General features: G+C 45.7%; 12 protein-coding genes. 6 read left to right on the top strand and 6 right to left on the bottom strand.

Features of this window, described 5'->3' with window-relative positions; all coding sequences use genetic code 11:
• Window positions 1–11: 11 nt before the first annotated feature.
• Together malQ and H5073_RS00545 are read right to left on the bottom strand one after the other, a co-directional pair.
• Window positions 12–2,354, bottom strand: coding sequence for a 4-alpha-glucanotransferase (gene malQ, locus H5073_RS00540; RefSeq protein WP_259394763.1), 2,343 nt, complete (start codon window positions 2,352–2,354; stop codon window positions 12–14).
• Window positions 2,355–2,679: 325 nt separating this feature from the next.
• A complete protein-coding gene (locus H5073_RS00545) occupies window positions 2,680–3,057 on the bottom strand; it encodes a SirB2 family protein (RefSeq protein WP_182676163.1) in 378 nt (125 codons plus the stop codon).
• Window positions 3,058–3,382: 325 nt separating this feature from the next.
• On the opposite strand from H5073_RS00545, the gene H5073_RS00550 reads away from it, so the two are divergent.
• Complete coding sequence (locus tag H5073_RS00550; protein WP_182676164.1) at window positions 3,383–3,970, top strand: CoA pyrophosphatase; 588 nt, start codon at window positions 3,383–3,385, stop codon at window positions 3,968–3,970.
• 20 nt (window positions 3,971–3,990) lie between these two features.
• Here H5073_RS00550 and H5073_RS00555 read toward each other — a convergent pair whose 3' ends face one another.
• Window positions 3,991–4,326 carry a hypothetical protein gene (locus H5073_RS00555; protein WP_182676165.1) on the bottom strand — a complete coding sequence of 112 codons (336 nt, stop codon included), beginning with the start codon at window positions 4,324–4,326 and terminating at the stop codon, window positions 3,991–3,993.
• Window positions 4,327–4,567: 241 nt separating this feature from the next.
• Here H5073_RS00555 and asnS point away from each other — a divergent pair, with 241 nt between their 5' ends.
• A complete protein-coding gene (gene asnS, locus H5073_RS00560; RefSeq protein ID WP_182676166.1) occupies window positions 4,568–5,968 on the top strand; it encodes an asparagine--tRNA ligase in 1,401 nt (466 codons plus the stop codon).
• A 108-nt stretch (window positions 5,969–6,076) separates the two neighbouring features.
• Here asnS and H5073_RS00565 read toward each other — a convergent pair whose 3' ends face one another.
• Window positions 6,077–6,751: a DUF2987 domain-containing protein gene (locus H5073_RS00565; protein WP_182676167.1), complete on the bottom strand. Its 675-nt coding sequence runs from the start codon at window positions 6,749–6,751 to the stop codon at window positions 6,077–6,079.
• 271 nt (window positions 6,752–7,022) lie between these two features.
• On the opposite strand from H5073_RS00565, the gene yvcK reads away from it, so the two are divergent.
• Both yvcK and H5073_RS00575 read left to right on the top strand, forming a co-directional pair.
• The gene (gene yvcK / locus H5073_RS00570) at window positions 7,023–7,982 is read left to right on the top strand and encodes a uridine diphosphate-N-acetylglucosamine-binding protein YvcK (protein ID WP_182676168.1); all 960 of its coding nucleotides are present in this window, start codon (window positions 7,023–7,025) and stop codon (window positions 7,980–7,982) included.
• 216 nt (window positions 7,983–8,198) lie between these two features.
• Window positions 8,199–9,803, top strand: a complete 1,605-nt coding sequence (locus H5073_RS00575; protein ID WP_182676169.1) for an ABC-F family ATPase — start codon at window positions 8,199–8,201, stop codon at window positions 9,801–9,803.
• 102 nt (window positions 9,804–9,905) lie between these two features.
• On the opposite strand, the gene serC is transcribed toward H5073_RS00575, so the two are convergent.
• Complete coding sequence (gene serC, locus H5073_RS00580; RefSeq protein ID WP_182676170.1) at window positions 9,906–11,003, bottom strand: 3-phosphoserine/phosphohydroxythreonine transaminase; 1,098 nt, start codon at window positions 11,001–11,003, stop codon at window positions 9,906–9,908.
• Window positions 11,004–11,167: 164 nt separating this feature from the next.
• Window positions 11,168–13,894 carry a DNA gyrase subunit A gene (gene gyrA / locus H5073_RS00585; protein WP_182676171.1) on the bottom strand — a complete coding sequence of 909 codons (2,727 nt, stop codon included), beginning with the start codon at window positions 13,892–13,894 and terminating at the stop codon, window positions 11,168–11,170.
• A 398-nt stretch (window positions 13,895–14,292) separates the two neighbouring features.
• Here gyrA and ubiG point away from each other — a divergent pair, with 398 nt between their 5' ends.
• On the top strand, window positions 14,293–15,003 hold the full coding sequence (ubiG, locus tag H5073_RS00590) for a bifunctional 2-polyprenyl-6-hydroxyphenol methylase/3-demethylubiquinol 3-O-methyltransferase UbiG (RefSeq protein ID WP_182676172.1): 711 nt from the start codon (window positions 14,293–14,295) through the stop codon (window positions 15,001–15,003).
• The gene (locus H5073_RS00595; protein WP_182676173.1) at window positions 15,003–15,698 is read left to right on the top strand and encodes an HAD family hydrolase; all 696 of its coding nucleotides are present in this window, start codon (window positions 15,003–15,005) and stop codon (window positions 15,696–15,698) included. The genes ubiG and H5073_RS00595 overlap by 1 nt, the downstream gene beginning before the upstream one ends.
• Window positions 15,699–15,781: the final 83 nt, after the last annotated feature.

Below are 15,781 nucleotides of genomic sequence, written 5' to 3' on the forward strand. Positions count from 1 at the left end.
TGACACTTTATTTAGCTTTTATCTCTTGCTTTATCTATGGTCTTTACCCATGAGTGCAGCTGAGAACTTTGTGAAATATCTTGTAAACTCAGGGATAAGCGCTGCCGCCAATTGGGGTACTCTTTCCATGTACCAGGAATATTAACCCCATGGATTTGAGCGATAAGATCGCAAAGCTGTACACAAAACAAGCCACTCTCACCACTTGCCACCCATTCACACCAAGGCCCCATGATGCTCTCAAAGCTTATCTGCTGAAGATCTAAGCGACTAAGATCTAAATCCTGATGTTCGGCCAGTGATAAATGTGTCGCATCAATAAGGCCTGCATTGATAAGTCCAGCAAGCAGCGTCTGTTTTTCATGATTGCGGCTTTGCAAAGCTTGTTGAAATTCATCTTCTGTCATTAAGGACAAGCTCAGACGTAACGTAAGATCTTCCTTTGTCCACCAAGCTGCCATAGTCGGTACATCGTGATTAGCCAGCATCATTAGGCTTTGAGCTTTATATTGAGCAGGCGCCGTGAAGCCATCATGATCTTTACAGAAATAAAACAATTGGTTGGAGTAAATGCCAGCATTGGCAAGGCTGGAGATGATTTCAGGAGGCACAGTGCCTAAGTCTTCGCCAATCAAGAGGCACTGAGCGTGATGACTCTCAAGGCATAAAATAGCCAGCAAGGTATCGAAGGGGTAATACACATAAGCGCCGTGGCCAAGCTTTTGCTCAGGACCAGCCTGTTGGGGCCACCACCATAGGCGTAATAATCCCATCACATGATCGATACGTAAGGCGCCGCATGACTGCATATTGCTGCGTACTAATCGAATAAAATGTTCATAATCAGAATGTTTCAATTTACTGGGATCTAGGGGGAGCAACCCCCAGTTTTGTCCCTGTATTGAGAAGGGATCTGGTGGTGCGCCAATGCTAGCTTGTTGGCAAAATAGCCAAGGGACTTGCAATACTTCGGCGCCAGCCTCCTTAACCCCAACGGCAAGATCCCGCACCAGCCCCAGACTCATGCCTTGATGTTTAGCCTTTGCCTGACAAGCGGCTAATTGGGACTCAGCGATAAACTGTAAATAAGCATAAAAGAGCGGTTCTGCTGTGAATTTTTCGCATCCGAGACAAGCTTCATGCTGGCAAAAAGAATCTAACTCAAGCCCCCCCTTAGCATTAAAGCCCAAAAAATCATGGTATCTCGCTGTGTCACCCGCCTTTTCTTTGGTTCTAAATATTTCATACATAATAAAGAAGGCATCATATTTAAGGTCATGTACTGCCGCATAATCAATCAAATCTTCTTGGCTAATAGCCTGTTTACGCCGCTGCCATTGTGGGCTTTCAAGTTGATTTTTTATCTCAGCATATTCAGCTACCGCTTCAATATGAATATACAGTGGATTAAGCCTGCGCCTATCACTGGGGCTATAGGGGCTGGCATGAGTTGGATTGGCTATGTCTAAGGCATGCAAAGGATTAAGAGTTATAAAGTCAATACCCCAGTTTTTCGTCAAAGAGATAAGAGACATAAGATCGCCAAAATCGCCGATCCCCCAATGGCTCTCACTGACTAATGAATAGAGCTGAATACTCAAACCCCAAGGGCGCTTAGCGTGCACAAAATCAGTCGAATACGCCTTTCGCGGCGCTAGCATTAGCCTGCCCTGATAGCGATTCTGCTGATCTTGTACGCTTCCTTCTATTGCCCTAGCACTTATTGGGGGCTGTGCTGCAACATTGACTTTGGAGTCTAAAGTGAGGCTTAAGTCAAAGTACCCCAGCTCAAGAGAATTAGGTTCTAAGGCATAGCGGTAATGACAAAAACGGGTATCCCCAAACACATAATCCCCTACTATGATCATATCTTGGATAGCAAAGTGATATTCTCGTTTGTGCCCCTGTGCTGAGATTAAGCTAACGCAGAGCTTTTGATCAGCGTCTTGATTGACGCTATTTTGAGCACCGTTTTCAGGGAAGAAAAAATCTAAGGCTGGCTGATCCTGATAGCACCATTGAAAAGCATGCACTGGCTCAAACCAAGGGGCAACATCGAGGTCAAAAATACGTTGATCGATAAAATCATCATCGAATGCCTGTGCCAACTCGTCTTGGGCTAAACTAGCTGGAACTAAGCCATTTTGGACTGAGCTATTTTGGAGTAAGTGCGCTGCATTAATGGCGCCCTCTTCCCATGGCTTGTGCAATAACATGCTCGCCAGAATGCCTAGCCTGTCCTTGTGTTCTATAGTCACTTTATGACCAAGGCAATCAATAAACTCGGCCCCTATTCCCTGTAAATACAGTAACTTTTCCAGTCCCATATTGCCTTCATCCCTTGGCAGACCCATTGCTGATTAAAGCTCATTGCTGCTTAACCCATCTATAGTGATGTAGCAGCTACTATGCCAGTCCTAGATAACAGTTTAGCGACAGCAATATGACAAAATTAATCACTAAGAGCATAGTTAAATAAAGCTATTGTTATCAGGCAAATAGTATATGGTGCGGAAAATTTATTGTTCGTGTAATAATGTGAATGGTGGCAATAAATAACCAATGAGAAAAGAAACCAAGTACGATTAACGCACTGTTATAGTGCGTTAATCGTACTTGGTTGCGCTATGTTGATGCAAACGGCTTAACAAGTTAGCCTTTGATCTTGCTCTTGGTTGCTCAAGAGATAAAGATTGGCGAATGAGTTTTGGCTATGATAAATATCAGCACAAAGCTGGCGCTAGCAAACACCACAAAAACACTGCGTATTTTTCTGGAAACCTTGGGGTTAAAGGCAAACAAAGCCCCTGCAACATACAAGCCTAAGAAGAGTAACTTTTCAGTTAACCAGGGTTCTAGGAAGGGATATTGTCCAATAGAAATGCACAAGAGTAAGGCTGACAAGAGTAGTAGTAAGGTTACGACCTTGTGGGCCTTAAGTGCCAGCTCATTGGCTAACAGCTGAGGGGAGAAATAAGCCCAGCTGCTTCGTAGGATAAAGCTGAGTAAACTAAGTACCACTAGGGCTATATGAGTGTTTAATAAAATACCGTACATGGCAAGACCTTATTCATAGGGTTTAAAGTGGTAAAAGTGTCTTTTTATAACTGGCCTTATTTAGCTTAGAGACTGAGCTTTGCTCAACAGGCAAGTTTAAAATCAAACACTCGTTTTAAAACCCCTGTAAATTATGCTTTTCTCTGGCAGGCTTCCTTGATCTATATCAAATACAGCTTTCAAATGTGATTTATCTCAAGCATGTGATAGCCGAAGATCTGAGTGCCACCTGACAGTCGCAGTCAAGACTCGAAGTCAGTGGTATGATAGTAATAGCAACATTTATGTTTCACAGCTTGGGGACAAAGTAGAGGGATGGATATTAATGGATAAAAATGAGTTTAGAACCCGCTATAGCTTACACCGGCTCAGTAGTATTATTCCTTCGGCACCAACCAAAATACCGAGCCGAAAAGCTGCAGTCCTTATTCCCTTAATCGAAAAAAACCAACAACTGCATTTACTGCTAACCCAAAGACCGCTGCATTTACGCTCTCACCCCGGCCAAATTAGCTTTCCTGGCGGCAAGACGGAGCAAGACGATAAGGATGATATTGCCACCGCATTAAGGGAGGCCCATGAGGAAATTGGTTTAGTCAGTAGTAATGTAGAAGTGCTGGGGCAATTCCCAGCCCATAAAACCTTTACCGGTTTTGATGTCACTCCTGTGGTTGGGATCATTGAGAAGCCGTTTAAGCTGGTGCTTGACCCTGGCGAAGTGCAAGACTGTTTTACCGTACCCTTGCATTACTTTATTCAGCAGGAAAACCGCCATCAAAAACGTTTTGTGCGTAATGGCAACACCTACACAGTGCATCTGATGCCATTTGAGAATCGCTTCATTTGGGGGGTAACAGCGGCGATTATAGACTTACTTTGCCGCCACATTAGTAATGATGCGCCGAGTATTTAAGCTCAATGCAATACTGACGATTAAACCACGTAACGGATATACAGGCCAGCCGCCAAAGACACTAAAAACAACAAGGGAATATTGACCCAATAGCCGACTTTACTGTGGCTTGAGACATAAAAGTTAAACGCTAAATTGACAAAACTGATGGCCGCACAGGCCCATATAATATATTCCAATTGCACAGTTAATGCTGGATCCCACTCTAGCCTGACAGCGACCCCTTTGCTAAGGAAGTATCCCACCGCCCTGTCAGGTCTCGCTTCGCCAAAAACCAATAACGCATACACGGCCAATGCCCAGCCCGCGATAGATAGCAGCGTTAGTATTGCCTGAAAAACTCGTACCTTATTCATGCCATCAATCCTTATTTGCCACTGAGTCTACCTTTGGCTGGCGTTGTTTAACGTTATTACAGCTAGATACTGCACTATTTTTAATCAGTTTTCGCCTTTTTTAAGCCGATTTAGATACGATAACAAAAACTTGACTGATAATCTCTATAGATCAGCGTTTACAGCTTGTTAAATGTCTCCAGCAAGGTAAGATAAATGCACTTTTTTATCTTATTTCGATCCATTGGAGAGTTAAGCAACAATGAGCATTGCATCTGTCGCGTCTGTATTTAACGGTGATCATGCTGTCGGTTCACAAGTCACTGTACGTGGCTGGGTTAGAACCCGTCGTGATTCTAAAGCTGGTATTTCATTTTTAGCCCTGTATGACGGTTCGTGTTTCGATCCTATCCAAGGCGTTGTGCCTAATAATTTACCCAATTACGACGATGAAGTGCTTAAGCTTACTGCCGGTTGCTCTGTTGTCATGACTGGTGATGTGGTTGAATCCCCTGGCGCAGGTCAGGCGTTCGAGCTGCAAGTGACTGCTGTTGAAGTTACGGGTTGGATTGATGATCCCGATACTTACCCTATGGCAGCTAAACGCCATTCTATCGAGCATTTACGTGAACTTGCCCATCTTCGCCCAAGAACTAACATCATTGGCGCCGTAGCACGAGTGCGTAACTGCTTGTCTCAAGCCATTCACCGCTTCTACCACGAGCAAGGTTTTATTTGGGTATCAACCCCACTGATTACGGCTTCTGATTGTGAAGGCGCCGGTGAAATGTTCCGTGTCTCAACACTGGACATGGAAAACCTGCCGCGCACACCAGCGGGTAAAGTGGATTACGACAAGGACTTTTTCGGTAAAGAATCCTTCCTTACGGTATCGGGTCAGTTGAATGCTGAAACTTATGCCTGCGCCCTGTCAAAAGTGTATACCTTTGGCCCGACGTTTCGCGCAGAAAATTCAAACACCACCCGCCACTTGGCTGAATTTTGGATGGTTGAACCTGAAGTGGCTTTCGCCACCTTAGATGATGCAGCAAAGTTAGCTGAAGACATGTTAAAATTTGCTTTCAACGCCGTGCTTAATGAGCGCATGGATGACTTAAGCTTCTTCAACGAGCGTGTCGACAAAACCGTTATTGAGCGCCTGCAAGCCTTCGTTAGCAGTGACTTTGCCCAAGTGGATTACACTGATGCAGTTGAAATCCTTAAAAACTGTGGCAAAAAGTTTGAATTCGCCGTTGAATGGGGAATCGACTTACAGTCTGAGCATGAGCGCTACTTAGCTGAAGAACACTTTAAAGCCCCTGTGGTAGTTAAAAACTACCCCAAAGACATCAAAGCCTTCTACATGCGCCTCAACGATGACGGTAAAACCGTTGCTGCCATGGACGTATTGGCACCAGGCATAGGCGAAATCATCGGCGGTGCACAACGTGAAGAGCGTTTAGATGTGCTTGATGCGCGCCTTGCTGAAATGGAATTAAGCCAAGAAGATTACTGGTGGTACCGCGATTTACGTCGTTACGGCACAGTACCACACGCAGGTTTTGGCTTAGGGTTTGAGCGGTTAGTGTCTTACGTGACTGGTGTTAACAACATTCGTGACGTTATTCCTTTCCCTCGTGCTCCACGCTCTGCAAGCTTCTAATAGCTATTGCTAGCTTTACTCTATCAATAGATAAGTTTCAGGCAATAAAAAACGCGCTAATGCGCGTTTTTTATTGCCTGAAATTTTATGCCGCTAAAACCAAAGTTATTAATCAATCAGCGGGCTTATCACCTGTGGCTTAATACTCAACTGCAACTGCTCTAATTGATCAATTTGCTCATTGGTTAAGGTAAAGCGCCCATGTTCTGTGAGTTGCTGCTCAATGCCATTAAGACGTACTACTGGGCTGATTGCAGTACTTATTACAGTGCCCTGCTTTGCATCTGTTGCAAACTCAAAGGTTAAGCCGCTTAAGGGTTTTCTGAAATATTTCATCGGAAACCCCTGCAAACCATCAAGTAGTGCATCCATGTCCGCTTTTAGCATCAGTAACTCTGTTTGACTGTAGTCTTGCTGCACGGATTTTGCCCGTACCTGCATGGCGATAGCGCAAGTGCCGGCTTTTCCTGCCATCTCTAGGTTAATTAAGCCGCGATCTGATTTAAACTCGGCATCAAAAGGCAAAAATAACCGTTGCGACTCATCATAAGACAGTGGTGCACGGGTCTTCACTGTGGTGATATTGCCAGATATGATGGTGCAGTCAGCGGTTTGGGGTACGCTAAAAGCCAGCTCCGCAAAGGGATAATTGTGTTTGTTAACCTGTTTTAATCTGTCATAGAAACCTGCATATTCCAGTGAGACAGTCTCCGCGCTGACACCTGCGGAGTTAATCGCCAATACCGCACTCAGTAGGCATGTACTTAGACCTGACAGTTTCATAACTGGGTTTCCTTGGAGTTTTTAAAGATAAACAATATTGATGCTGCAAATTCGCTGAACGAAAAATGATCCATCCTAGAACCCAGTTCAACAGCGCAACAGCGCAACAGTGTAACTGAAATCGCTATAAAATCATGCATTACTCGCAAATATGCCGCCTCATTGGCCATAATTCAGACAAGCATCTGAATTATTGCATTTGCAAAGGGTAAACTGGCTAAATTTACATTAGAATGGCCTGTCATTGTCAGGTTTTAAGGAAAATCCCTGCATGGGTAAACATATTTCAGCCGTTACAAATCAGCTCGATTCAGTACAGCACTTGGTTGCCATTGGCGGCGGCCACGGCTTAGGCCGAGTATTATCTGCATTATCTACCCTTGGCCCACGTCTCACAGGAATCGTTGCCACTACGGACAATGGCGGCTCCACGGGTAGATTAAGACAAGATCAAAACACCATCGCTTGGGGAGATTTACGTAACTGTATTTCTCATCTTGCCACCCGCCCATCCCTTGGCGCGCGGTTATTGGATCACAGGTTCGAAACTGAAAGCGAACTCAAAGGCCATAACTTGGGTAACCTTATCCTTTATGCGCTGGACCAACTCTGTGTGCGCCCATTGGAAGCGGTGGATCTTATCCGCAATATGTTACAAATAGACACTCGCATTATTCCAATGTCAGAGCACTCCACCCACTTGGTGGCATTAAGTGCCTGCGGTGCCAAAATTTTTGGGGAGCTCAGCGTCGATGACATGAGCGATGCGCCGCTTGCCTTGATGCTAGAACCTCAAGTGAGCGCCACCTTCGAGGCCAGTGAAGCTATTTTAAACGCCGAGGTGATCTTGCTAGGTCCAGGCAGTTTTTTGACCAGTATTATGCCCAACTTATTATTACCCGAATTAGCTAAAGCCCTAAGAACTACTGAAGCTCAAATCATTTTTATAGATAACTTGCACCAAGAGTTGTCCCCAGCAAAACACTTCAGCTTGGCTGATAAAATCGCTTGGTGTCATCAAGCCATAGGCAAAGACGTGATCCGACAAGTTATTTGTCAAGGCAGCCATATAGAACTCAATGGCCTGTACAACCACTTTCCACTGGCATCAGCACAAGACAGCGGCAGACACGACAAACAACTGCTACGCCAAGCCATTGAACGGCTCATCGCAGAAGAAAACGCCGTCAAACTGCAAGCCCTATTACGACCGACCTTAACAACACTCTGATCATCAAGCATCTACCTGTCGCTGTAGCCCTACTGTGATGTCGTCGCTGCTATGCAATAAGCTGCTTGCTGGCATCTATCTAGCTAATACTTGAGTGTTCCACTCGCATCTTGATGCCTTAGTCTGTATACTGCGCGACCAGTTCTAGGCACTTGCCCCGTTTCACATAAATGGCCCGTGCCGCCTTATCTCATTGATACCCTAGGAAGTCCCGCTTTGATCTCTACCGCAAACATCACCATGCAATTTGGCCCAGAGCCATTATTCGAAAACATATCGGCGCAATTTGGTCACGGCAACCGTTACGGCTTAATCGGTGCTAATGGCTGTGGTAAGTCGACGTTTATGAAAATATTAAGCGGCGCACTAGCCCCAACCTCAGGCAATGTATCCATTACCCCAGGTTTAAAAGTGGGTAACTTGAGTCAAGATCAATTTGCCTTTGAGCAGCATAGCGTGATTGATACTGTGATCATGGGTGACATGAAACTGTGGAAGGTCAAGCAAGAGCGTGAAGCCATTTACGCTAAGCCTGATATGACAGATGAAGATGGCATGCGAGTGGGCGATCTTGAAAGCGAATTTGCTGAGATGGACGGTTACAGCGCTGAAAGCCGCGCCGGTGAAATATTAATCGAAGCAGGCATCGATGAGTCAATGCATTTTGGCTTAATGCAGCAAGTGCCTCCAGGTAAAAAATTAAGGGTGTTATTGGCTCAAGCACTATTTGCCAACCCAGACATCTTGCTACTGGACGAACCGACCAACAACTTGGATATTCACACCATCAGTTGGTTAGAAACCGAGCTTAATAAGCGCAAATGCACCATGATCATCATCTCTCACGATAGGCACTTCTTAAATGCTGTCTGTACTCACATGGCTGACATAGATTACGGCGAATTGCGCATTTACCCAGGTAACTATGAGTTCTTCTTGGCTCAATCAAGCTTACTACGCGAACAATTGTTGGCAGGAAATGCCAAGAAGAGCGCTGAAATCGATGAATTACAAGACTTCGTTAACCGTTTTGGTGCCAATGCCTCTAAAGCTAAGCAGGCCAGCTCTCGCGCTAAGAAAATGGACAAAATTAAACTTGATGATGTTAAATCATCCAGCCGCATTACCCCGTCTATTCGTTTTGAAGCCGGCAAGAAAATGCACCGCCAAGCGTTAATACTAGAAGGCTTAGGCCATGGTTTCGATGAAGGCATGCTATTTACCGGTGGCGATTTGATCTTAGAAGCCGGCGCCAAGCTCGCTATCATAGGTGAGAACGGCGTGGGTAAGACCACATTTTTACGCTGCCTAGTCAACGAATTAAGCCATAAAGAAGGCGTGGTCAAGTGGTCAGAAAATGCGGCCGTGGGTTATTGTCCCCAAGACAGCAGCGCCGATTTTGATAACGATCTTACCCTGATGGATTGGATGTCACAGTGGCGTTTACCTAAGCATAACGATTTGATGGTACGCGGCATGTTAGGCCGTTTACTGTTCACCGAAGATGATGCCAACAAGAAAGCCCGTAATTGTTCAGGTGGTGAGAAAAACCGTCTATTATTTGGCAAGTTGATGATGCAAGACGTCAACGTGCTTATCATGGACGAGCCCACTAACCACATGGACATGGAAGCCATTGAAGCTTTGAATAACGCCTTAAAAGACTTCGAAGGTACCTTGATTTTCGTAAGCCACGATAGAGAATTTGTTTCGTCACTAGCAACGCGGATCATAGACATTAAAGATAAAAAATTGATTAACTTCCAAGGCAGCTTCGATGAATACTTAGCCAGCCAATCAGAGGCGCAAAAAATCGCCTAAATCGAGACTTTATCGTGCCCGAAGGCCTATCTTGAGATCTCTATTCCGTTACGCTTAAACTCACCCGCCATTGTCTTTCAATGGCGGTTTTTTTTTCTGCGTTTAATTGGCTTTATGTTTTGCGGCAAAGGCATTCATAAAATCAACCAAGGCCTGTACGCCTTCAATTGGCATGGCGTTGTAGAGACTTGCCCGCATGCCGCCCACTATCCTGTGACCTTTTAGGGCAACAAGACCTGCGCGTTCAGCTTCTGCTAGGAATGTACTGTCAAGGGAGTCATCGGCGAGTTGAAACGTAACGTTCATCTGGGAGCGGTTCTGCTTAGCGACCCCATTACAATAAAAAGAATTATCATCAATACATGCGTATAGCAGCTGGGCTTTTTGCTGATTAATCTTTGCCATTGCTTCAACACCGCCCTGGGCTTTGAGCCAGCGAAACACCTCTGCGGCCAAGTACCAGGCAAAGGTCGGCGGGGTATTGAACATTGAGCCATTTTCAGCCGCGATGCGATAATCCATCACTGAGGATTGCGGTAAGCTTGCAAGCTTTAGCATGTCATCACGCACGATAACTATGGATAACCCCGAAGGGCCGATATTCTTCTGGGCGCCAGCATAAATGAGCCCATAACGGCTAACATCAATCTCACGGGACATGATTGTCGAAGATAAATCGGCCACGATTGGCCAAGGACTGTCGAGTTCATCAAATATTTCAATGCCATCTACGGTTTCATTACTGCAATAATGCACATAGCGGTAATCTTTTTTGATGCTGTGTAAGTCAGGTAATGTCACTTGATTAAGGCCATCGAGCTTAGTGACAATATTGAGCACATCAATTTGCGCTTCACCGGCTAGCTTTTGCGCTTCCTCAACAGCTGATTTTGACCATTGACCGCTAACAAGATACAGCGCCCGGCCGTGCTCGCCAAGAAAGTTATTCACCACGTTGGAAAACTGGCTGCGGCCACCGCCGTGCATAAACAGCACATGGTAGTGATTAGGAATATTCATCAGCTGACGTAAATTCACTTCGGCTTGCTCAGCTAAGGCAATAAACTCTTTGCTGCGGTGACTAATTTCCATCACGGAGACGCCAAGGCCGTTCCAATCGAGTAATTCCTGTTGGGCTTTTTGCATCACGGCTGCGGGTAACATGGCTGGCCCCGCGCAAAAGTTGTAAATACGGCTCACTGCATACTCCTCAAGATCAAAACTAATGTGCTAATCATCCAATACTAAAGTATTTACTCTGTATTTGAATAGGCCTTTATCGGTTGTTTTAGATGATATTTTTTCCGCAAAATAAAACGAGCGCCCTAGGGCGCTCGTTGTGGCATTAAAGTCAAACAAGAAGTTTATTCTTGCTCGTCTTCAGCAGTGTCTGTTTGAGCAGCAGCTTCAGCGTTACTATCAACGCTTCCAACGCTTAGCTCATCACCATCCACAGACTCAGCAGGCACGATCACGTTGCCGTCGGCATCGAGAACTTCATCAGTTTGAATTTCTTCAATGCGCTGCAAACCGACGACTTTTTCGTCTTCTGCGGTGCGAATGATGGTTACGCCTTGAGTGTTACGGCCTATGATAGATACGCCTTCAGCTGGAGTACGCACTAAGGTGCCTTTATCACTGATAAGCATAATTTCATCAAACTCACCCACTTGCACAGCACCAACAACAGCGCCGTTACGTTCTGTGACCTTGATAGACACCACACCTTTAGTGCCGCGGCTCTTCGCTGGGTATTCATTCAGTTCAGTACGCTTGCCGTAACCGTTTTCGGTCACAGTTAAGATAGCGCCATCGCCTTTAGGCACAATAAGTGACACCACTTTCTGGCCATCTTCAAGCTTAATACCACGAACGCCGGTTGCGGTGCGGCCCATTGGACGCAGTGCAATAATTTCTTCGCCAGTTTCGGCGTCAATCTTAACTTCACCGGTTTCAGAATCGCGCGCTTTCTCGTTGAAACGTACCACTTTACCTTCGTTAGAGAACAACATGATGTCGTCGCTGCCGTCAGTAATATCAACGCCAATCAGCTGATCGCCATCTTTTAAGTTCACCGCAATAATGCCGTTGGCTCTTGGATTGCTATACGCTGTTAATGCGGTTTTCTTCACCGTACCGTGTGAGGTCGCCATGATAATAAACTTATCATCGGCGTATTCACGTACTGGCAATATTGCCGTAATGCGCTCGCCATCGGATAGCGGCAACAAGTTAACAATAGGCCGACCACGGGCTGTACGGCTCGCAAGGGGTAATTGATACACTTTAAGCCAGTACATCTTACCGAAGTCTGAGAAGCACAAAATGGTGTCGTGAGTGTTAGCCACCAACAGCTTTTCAACGAAATCTTCATCTTTTACCTTAGTCGCAGCCTTGCCTTTACCCCCTCGGCGCTGCGCCTGGTAATCAGATAACGGCTGATACTTGGCATAACCTGTGTGAGACAAGGTCACCACAACGTCTTCTTCATTGATAAGATCTTCAAGACTCATATCAATTTCGTTTTCGTTGATGATAGTGCGGCGTGCATCGCCATATTGCTCAAGCACTTCTTCAAGCTCTTCTTTGATGACTTCCATCAAGCGCTCTGGACTGCGAAGAATAAGCAATAAGCCCGCAATAACAATCAATAATTCTTCATATTCAGACAGAATTTTTTCATGCTCAAGACCGGTCAATCTGTGAAGACGTAACTCAAGAATCGCCTGGGCTTGCTGCTCAGTAAGGAAATATTGGCCATCACGTATGCCGTACTCAGGCTCTAACCATTCAGGACGCGCTGCATCATCGCCGGCTTTTTCAAGCATGCCTTGTACATGGCCGAGTTCCCAACCTTGTGCAACTAATTGCAGCTTAGCTTCAGCTGGCGTTGGCGAGGCTTTGATTAACGCGATGATCGGGTCAATGTTTGCCAGTGCTATGGCTAACGCTTCTAAAATGTGCGCACGTTCGCGGGCTTTACGCAGTTCAAATACGGTACGGCGGGTGACCACTTCACGGCGGTGAAGAATAAAGCACTCAAGCATTTCTTTCAGGTTAAATAACTTAGGTTGGCCGTTAGTTAACGCCACCATGTTAATACCAAAAGAACACTGCATCTGAGTTTGAGCATAAAGGTTGTTTAATACTACCTCGCCCACTTCGCCGCGTTTGATTTCAATCACGATACGCATGCCGTCTTTATCAGACTCATCACGTAAACCGCTAATGCCTTCGATTTTCTTATCTTTAACTAGCTCAGCAATTTTCTCGATTAAGCGGGCTTTGTTCACTTGATACGGAATTTCGTGAACGATAATACGTTCACGGCCATTGTCTTCGGTTTCAATTTCAGCTTTTGAGCGCATAACCGCGCGGCCGCGACCGGTTTTATAGGCATCAATAATGCCTTTACGACCGTTGATAGACGCTGCCGTTGGGAAATCTGGACCTGGGATATATTCCATCAACTGTTCAATGGACAAGCTTGGCTCATCGATTAAGGCTAAACAGCCTTTAACCACTTCCGTTAAGTTATGTGGCGGAATATTGGTTGCCATACCCACGGCAATACCCGATGAACCGTTAATTAACAGGTTAGGTACCCGTGTCGGCAATACCGCAGGGATCATTTCAGTGCCATCATAGTTAGGCACAAAATCCACGGTTTCTTTTTCAAGATCAGCCAATAGTGAATGGGCTAATTTCTGCATACGGATTTCGGTATAACGCATTGCTGCCGCGCTATCGCCGTCTACCGAACCGAAGTTACCTTGACCATCGACCAAGGTGTAACGCAGTGAAAACGGCTGCGCTAAACGAACAATTGCGTCGTATACAGCGCTATCACCATGGGGGTGATACTTACCGATTACGTCACCGACCACACGAGCGGATTTCTTATAAGGTTTATTCCAATCGTTCTTTAATTCGCTCATGGCGAATAGCACCCGGCGATGCACTGGCTTTAAGCCATCACGAACGTCCGGTAGTGCACGGCCTACGATTACGCTCATGGCGTAATCAAGGTAAGAATTCTTAAGTTCGTCTTCGATATTAATTGGCGAAATAGATGATGCCAGATCAGTCATAAACTGCTCGTTCCCCTGAAAATTAGCCGGCAATTATGATTCCATTTATCGCCGAGCTCAAAAACGTGATTTGGCATTCTAACACAGATATTTATTGTCGCTAGGGCTAAGACGCAGTTAATCCTTTGTAGATCATAAAAGAATGATAAACATGAATATATTCAGCAAGATTACCGCTGACATTCGCGCTGTAACATCAGCCAATTTGGGCTATTTTTCGCCGGTTAAGCACACTTTTTAGCTGCCTAATGGCTGTTTTGTCGATTAATTAATCAATTGCCTGTTCGCGATTTATTAGCACAGGACTTTAGTCTCATTCAAAGGCTATAATGCCGCCTAGAAGATAATCAAAACCTTAGGCAAGCGCTTAGGTCATTATTCAGGTACAAGAGGCGTAAATGAATCAAGCTAACGTTGACCCAGCAGAAATCGCAAAATTTGAAGCCATGGCACAAAGTTGGTGGGATCCCAACGGAGAATTTAAGCCTTTACATCAGCTCAACCCGTTAAGACTTAATTACATCGACAGCACCTGTGGCGGCCTGTTTGATAAAAAGGTGCTAGACGTTGGCTGCGGTGGCGGCATTTTATCTGAAAGCATGGCCAAGCTCGGTGCTAAGGTCGACGGTATCGACATGGGGGAAGCGCCGCTGGAAGTTGCTCGCCTGCATGCACTGGAGTCTGGGGTCAAGCTAAGTTATAGCCAAATTACCGCAGAAGCTCACAGTGAAACTCATGCCAATCACTATCAAGTGGTGACCTGTATGGAAATGCTGGAACATGTGCCCAATCCGCAATCCGTCATTCAAGCCTGTTGTGACATGGTAGAACCTGGTGGTTTTGTGTTTTTCTCAACCATTAATCGCAATATGCTCTCTTACGTGCAAGCCATCTTAGGCGCCGAGTATCTATTAAAGCTGTTACCTATTGGCACCCACGATCACAGCAAGTTTATTCGCCCTTCTGAACTCATGGCCATGGTAGATAACACTGATTTAATCTGTAAAGATGCCCTAGGCATTAGCTTTAACCCACTAACCTCTATCTTTAGCTACACCAAAAGCCTTGAGGTGAACTACATGATAGCCACGCAGAAGATGGCCGATTAATGTCACTATCTCAGCAGTTAGCAGCTCAGCACTTGACGAATAACCCAGAAATTAAGGCGGTATTGTTTGATTTAGACGGTACCTTGGTCGATACCGCACCTGACTTAATTGAAGCGCTTAACTTAAGCCTTAACGATGCAGGCTTTGAGCGCCAATCGCCTGAGTTTATCCGCCCCTTTGCCTCCCATGGCAGCATGGCCATGGTCAACGCGGCCATTCTTCATGCCAATGAGGACATAAAAGCCAACGTGCGCCAAGGGCTGCTTGAGCATTACCTGCGCATTAATGGTCAGCAGAGCCAGTTATTTGATGGTATAGCGGCATTACTTACCCAGCTTAAACGTAAAGGCCTGCCCGTTGGCATAGTGACCAATAAGCCCGCCCGTTTTGCAAGACCACTTATCCATGCCTTAGGCCTAACCGACCAATTTGGCTGCATTATCAGTGGCGATAGCACGCTTCATCCTAAACCCCATACCGCGCCCATGTTATTGGCCGCCCAGCAGATTGCTGTGGCGCCCGCGCACATCTTGTATTTAGGCGATGCACTGCGTGACCTTCAAGCCGCGCGCAATGCCAATATGCAAGGCGGTATTGCCCTGTGGGGGTATTTGGCCCGTGATGATGAGCCCGCCTCTTGGCCGTCTGAATACCAATTTAATAGCGCGTTTGAGGTAACAGCGCTGTTTTCTTAGCAATGGGTTAAGCAAAAATTCAACTGGCGATCTCAGCCATTGGACTAACGTCTCGAGTGACGCCGTCAACACGTCCTTGTGGG

The organism is Shewanella sp. SR44-3, from assembly GCF_014163735.1.
Classification (GTDB): domain Bacteria; phylum Pseudomonadota; class Gammaproteobacteria; order Enterobacterales; family Shewanellaceae; genus Shewanella.

Bases quoted from the DNA above. Each gene is read 5' to 3' on its own strand.
- H5073_RS00550 (WP_182676164.1), top strand. From the start codon at position 3,383: ATGGATAAAAATGAGTTTAGAACCCGCTATAGCTTACACCGGCTCAGT.
- yvcK (WP_182676168.1), top strand. From the start codon at position 7,023: ATGGGTAAACATATTTCAGCCGTTACAAATCAGCTCGATTCAGTACAG.
- H5073_RS00555 (WP_182676165.1), bottom strand. From the start codon at position 4,326: ATGAATAAGGTACGAGTTTTTCAGGCAATACTAACGCTGCTATCTATC.
- gyrA (WP_182676171.1), bottom strand. From the start codon at position 13,894: ATGACTGATCTGGCATCATCTATTTCGCCAATTAATATCGAAGACGAA.
- H5073_RS00595 (WP_182676173.1), top strand. From the start codon at position 15,003: ATGTCACTATCTCAGCAGTTAGCAGCTCAGCACTTGACGAATAACCCA.
- H5073_RS00565 (WP_182676167.1), bottom strand. From the start codon at position 6,751: ATGAAACTGTCAGGTCTAAGTACATGCCTACTGAGTGCGGTATTGGCG.
- malQ (WP_259394763.1), bottom strand. From the start codon at position 2,354: ATGGGTCTGCCAAGGGATGAAGGCAATATGGGACTGGAAAAGTTACTG.
- asnS (WP_182676166.1), top strand. From the start codon at position 4,568: ATGAGCATTGCATCTGTCGCGTCTGTATTTAACGGTGATCATGCTGTC.
- H5073_RS00545 (WP_182676163.1), bottom strand. From the start codon at position 3,057: ATGTACGGTATTTTATTAAACACTCATATAGCCCTAGTGGTACTTAGT.
- ubiG (WP_182676172.1), top strand. From the start codon at position 14,293: ATGAATCAAGCTAACGTTGACCCAGCAGAAATCGCAAAATTTGAAGCC.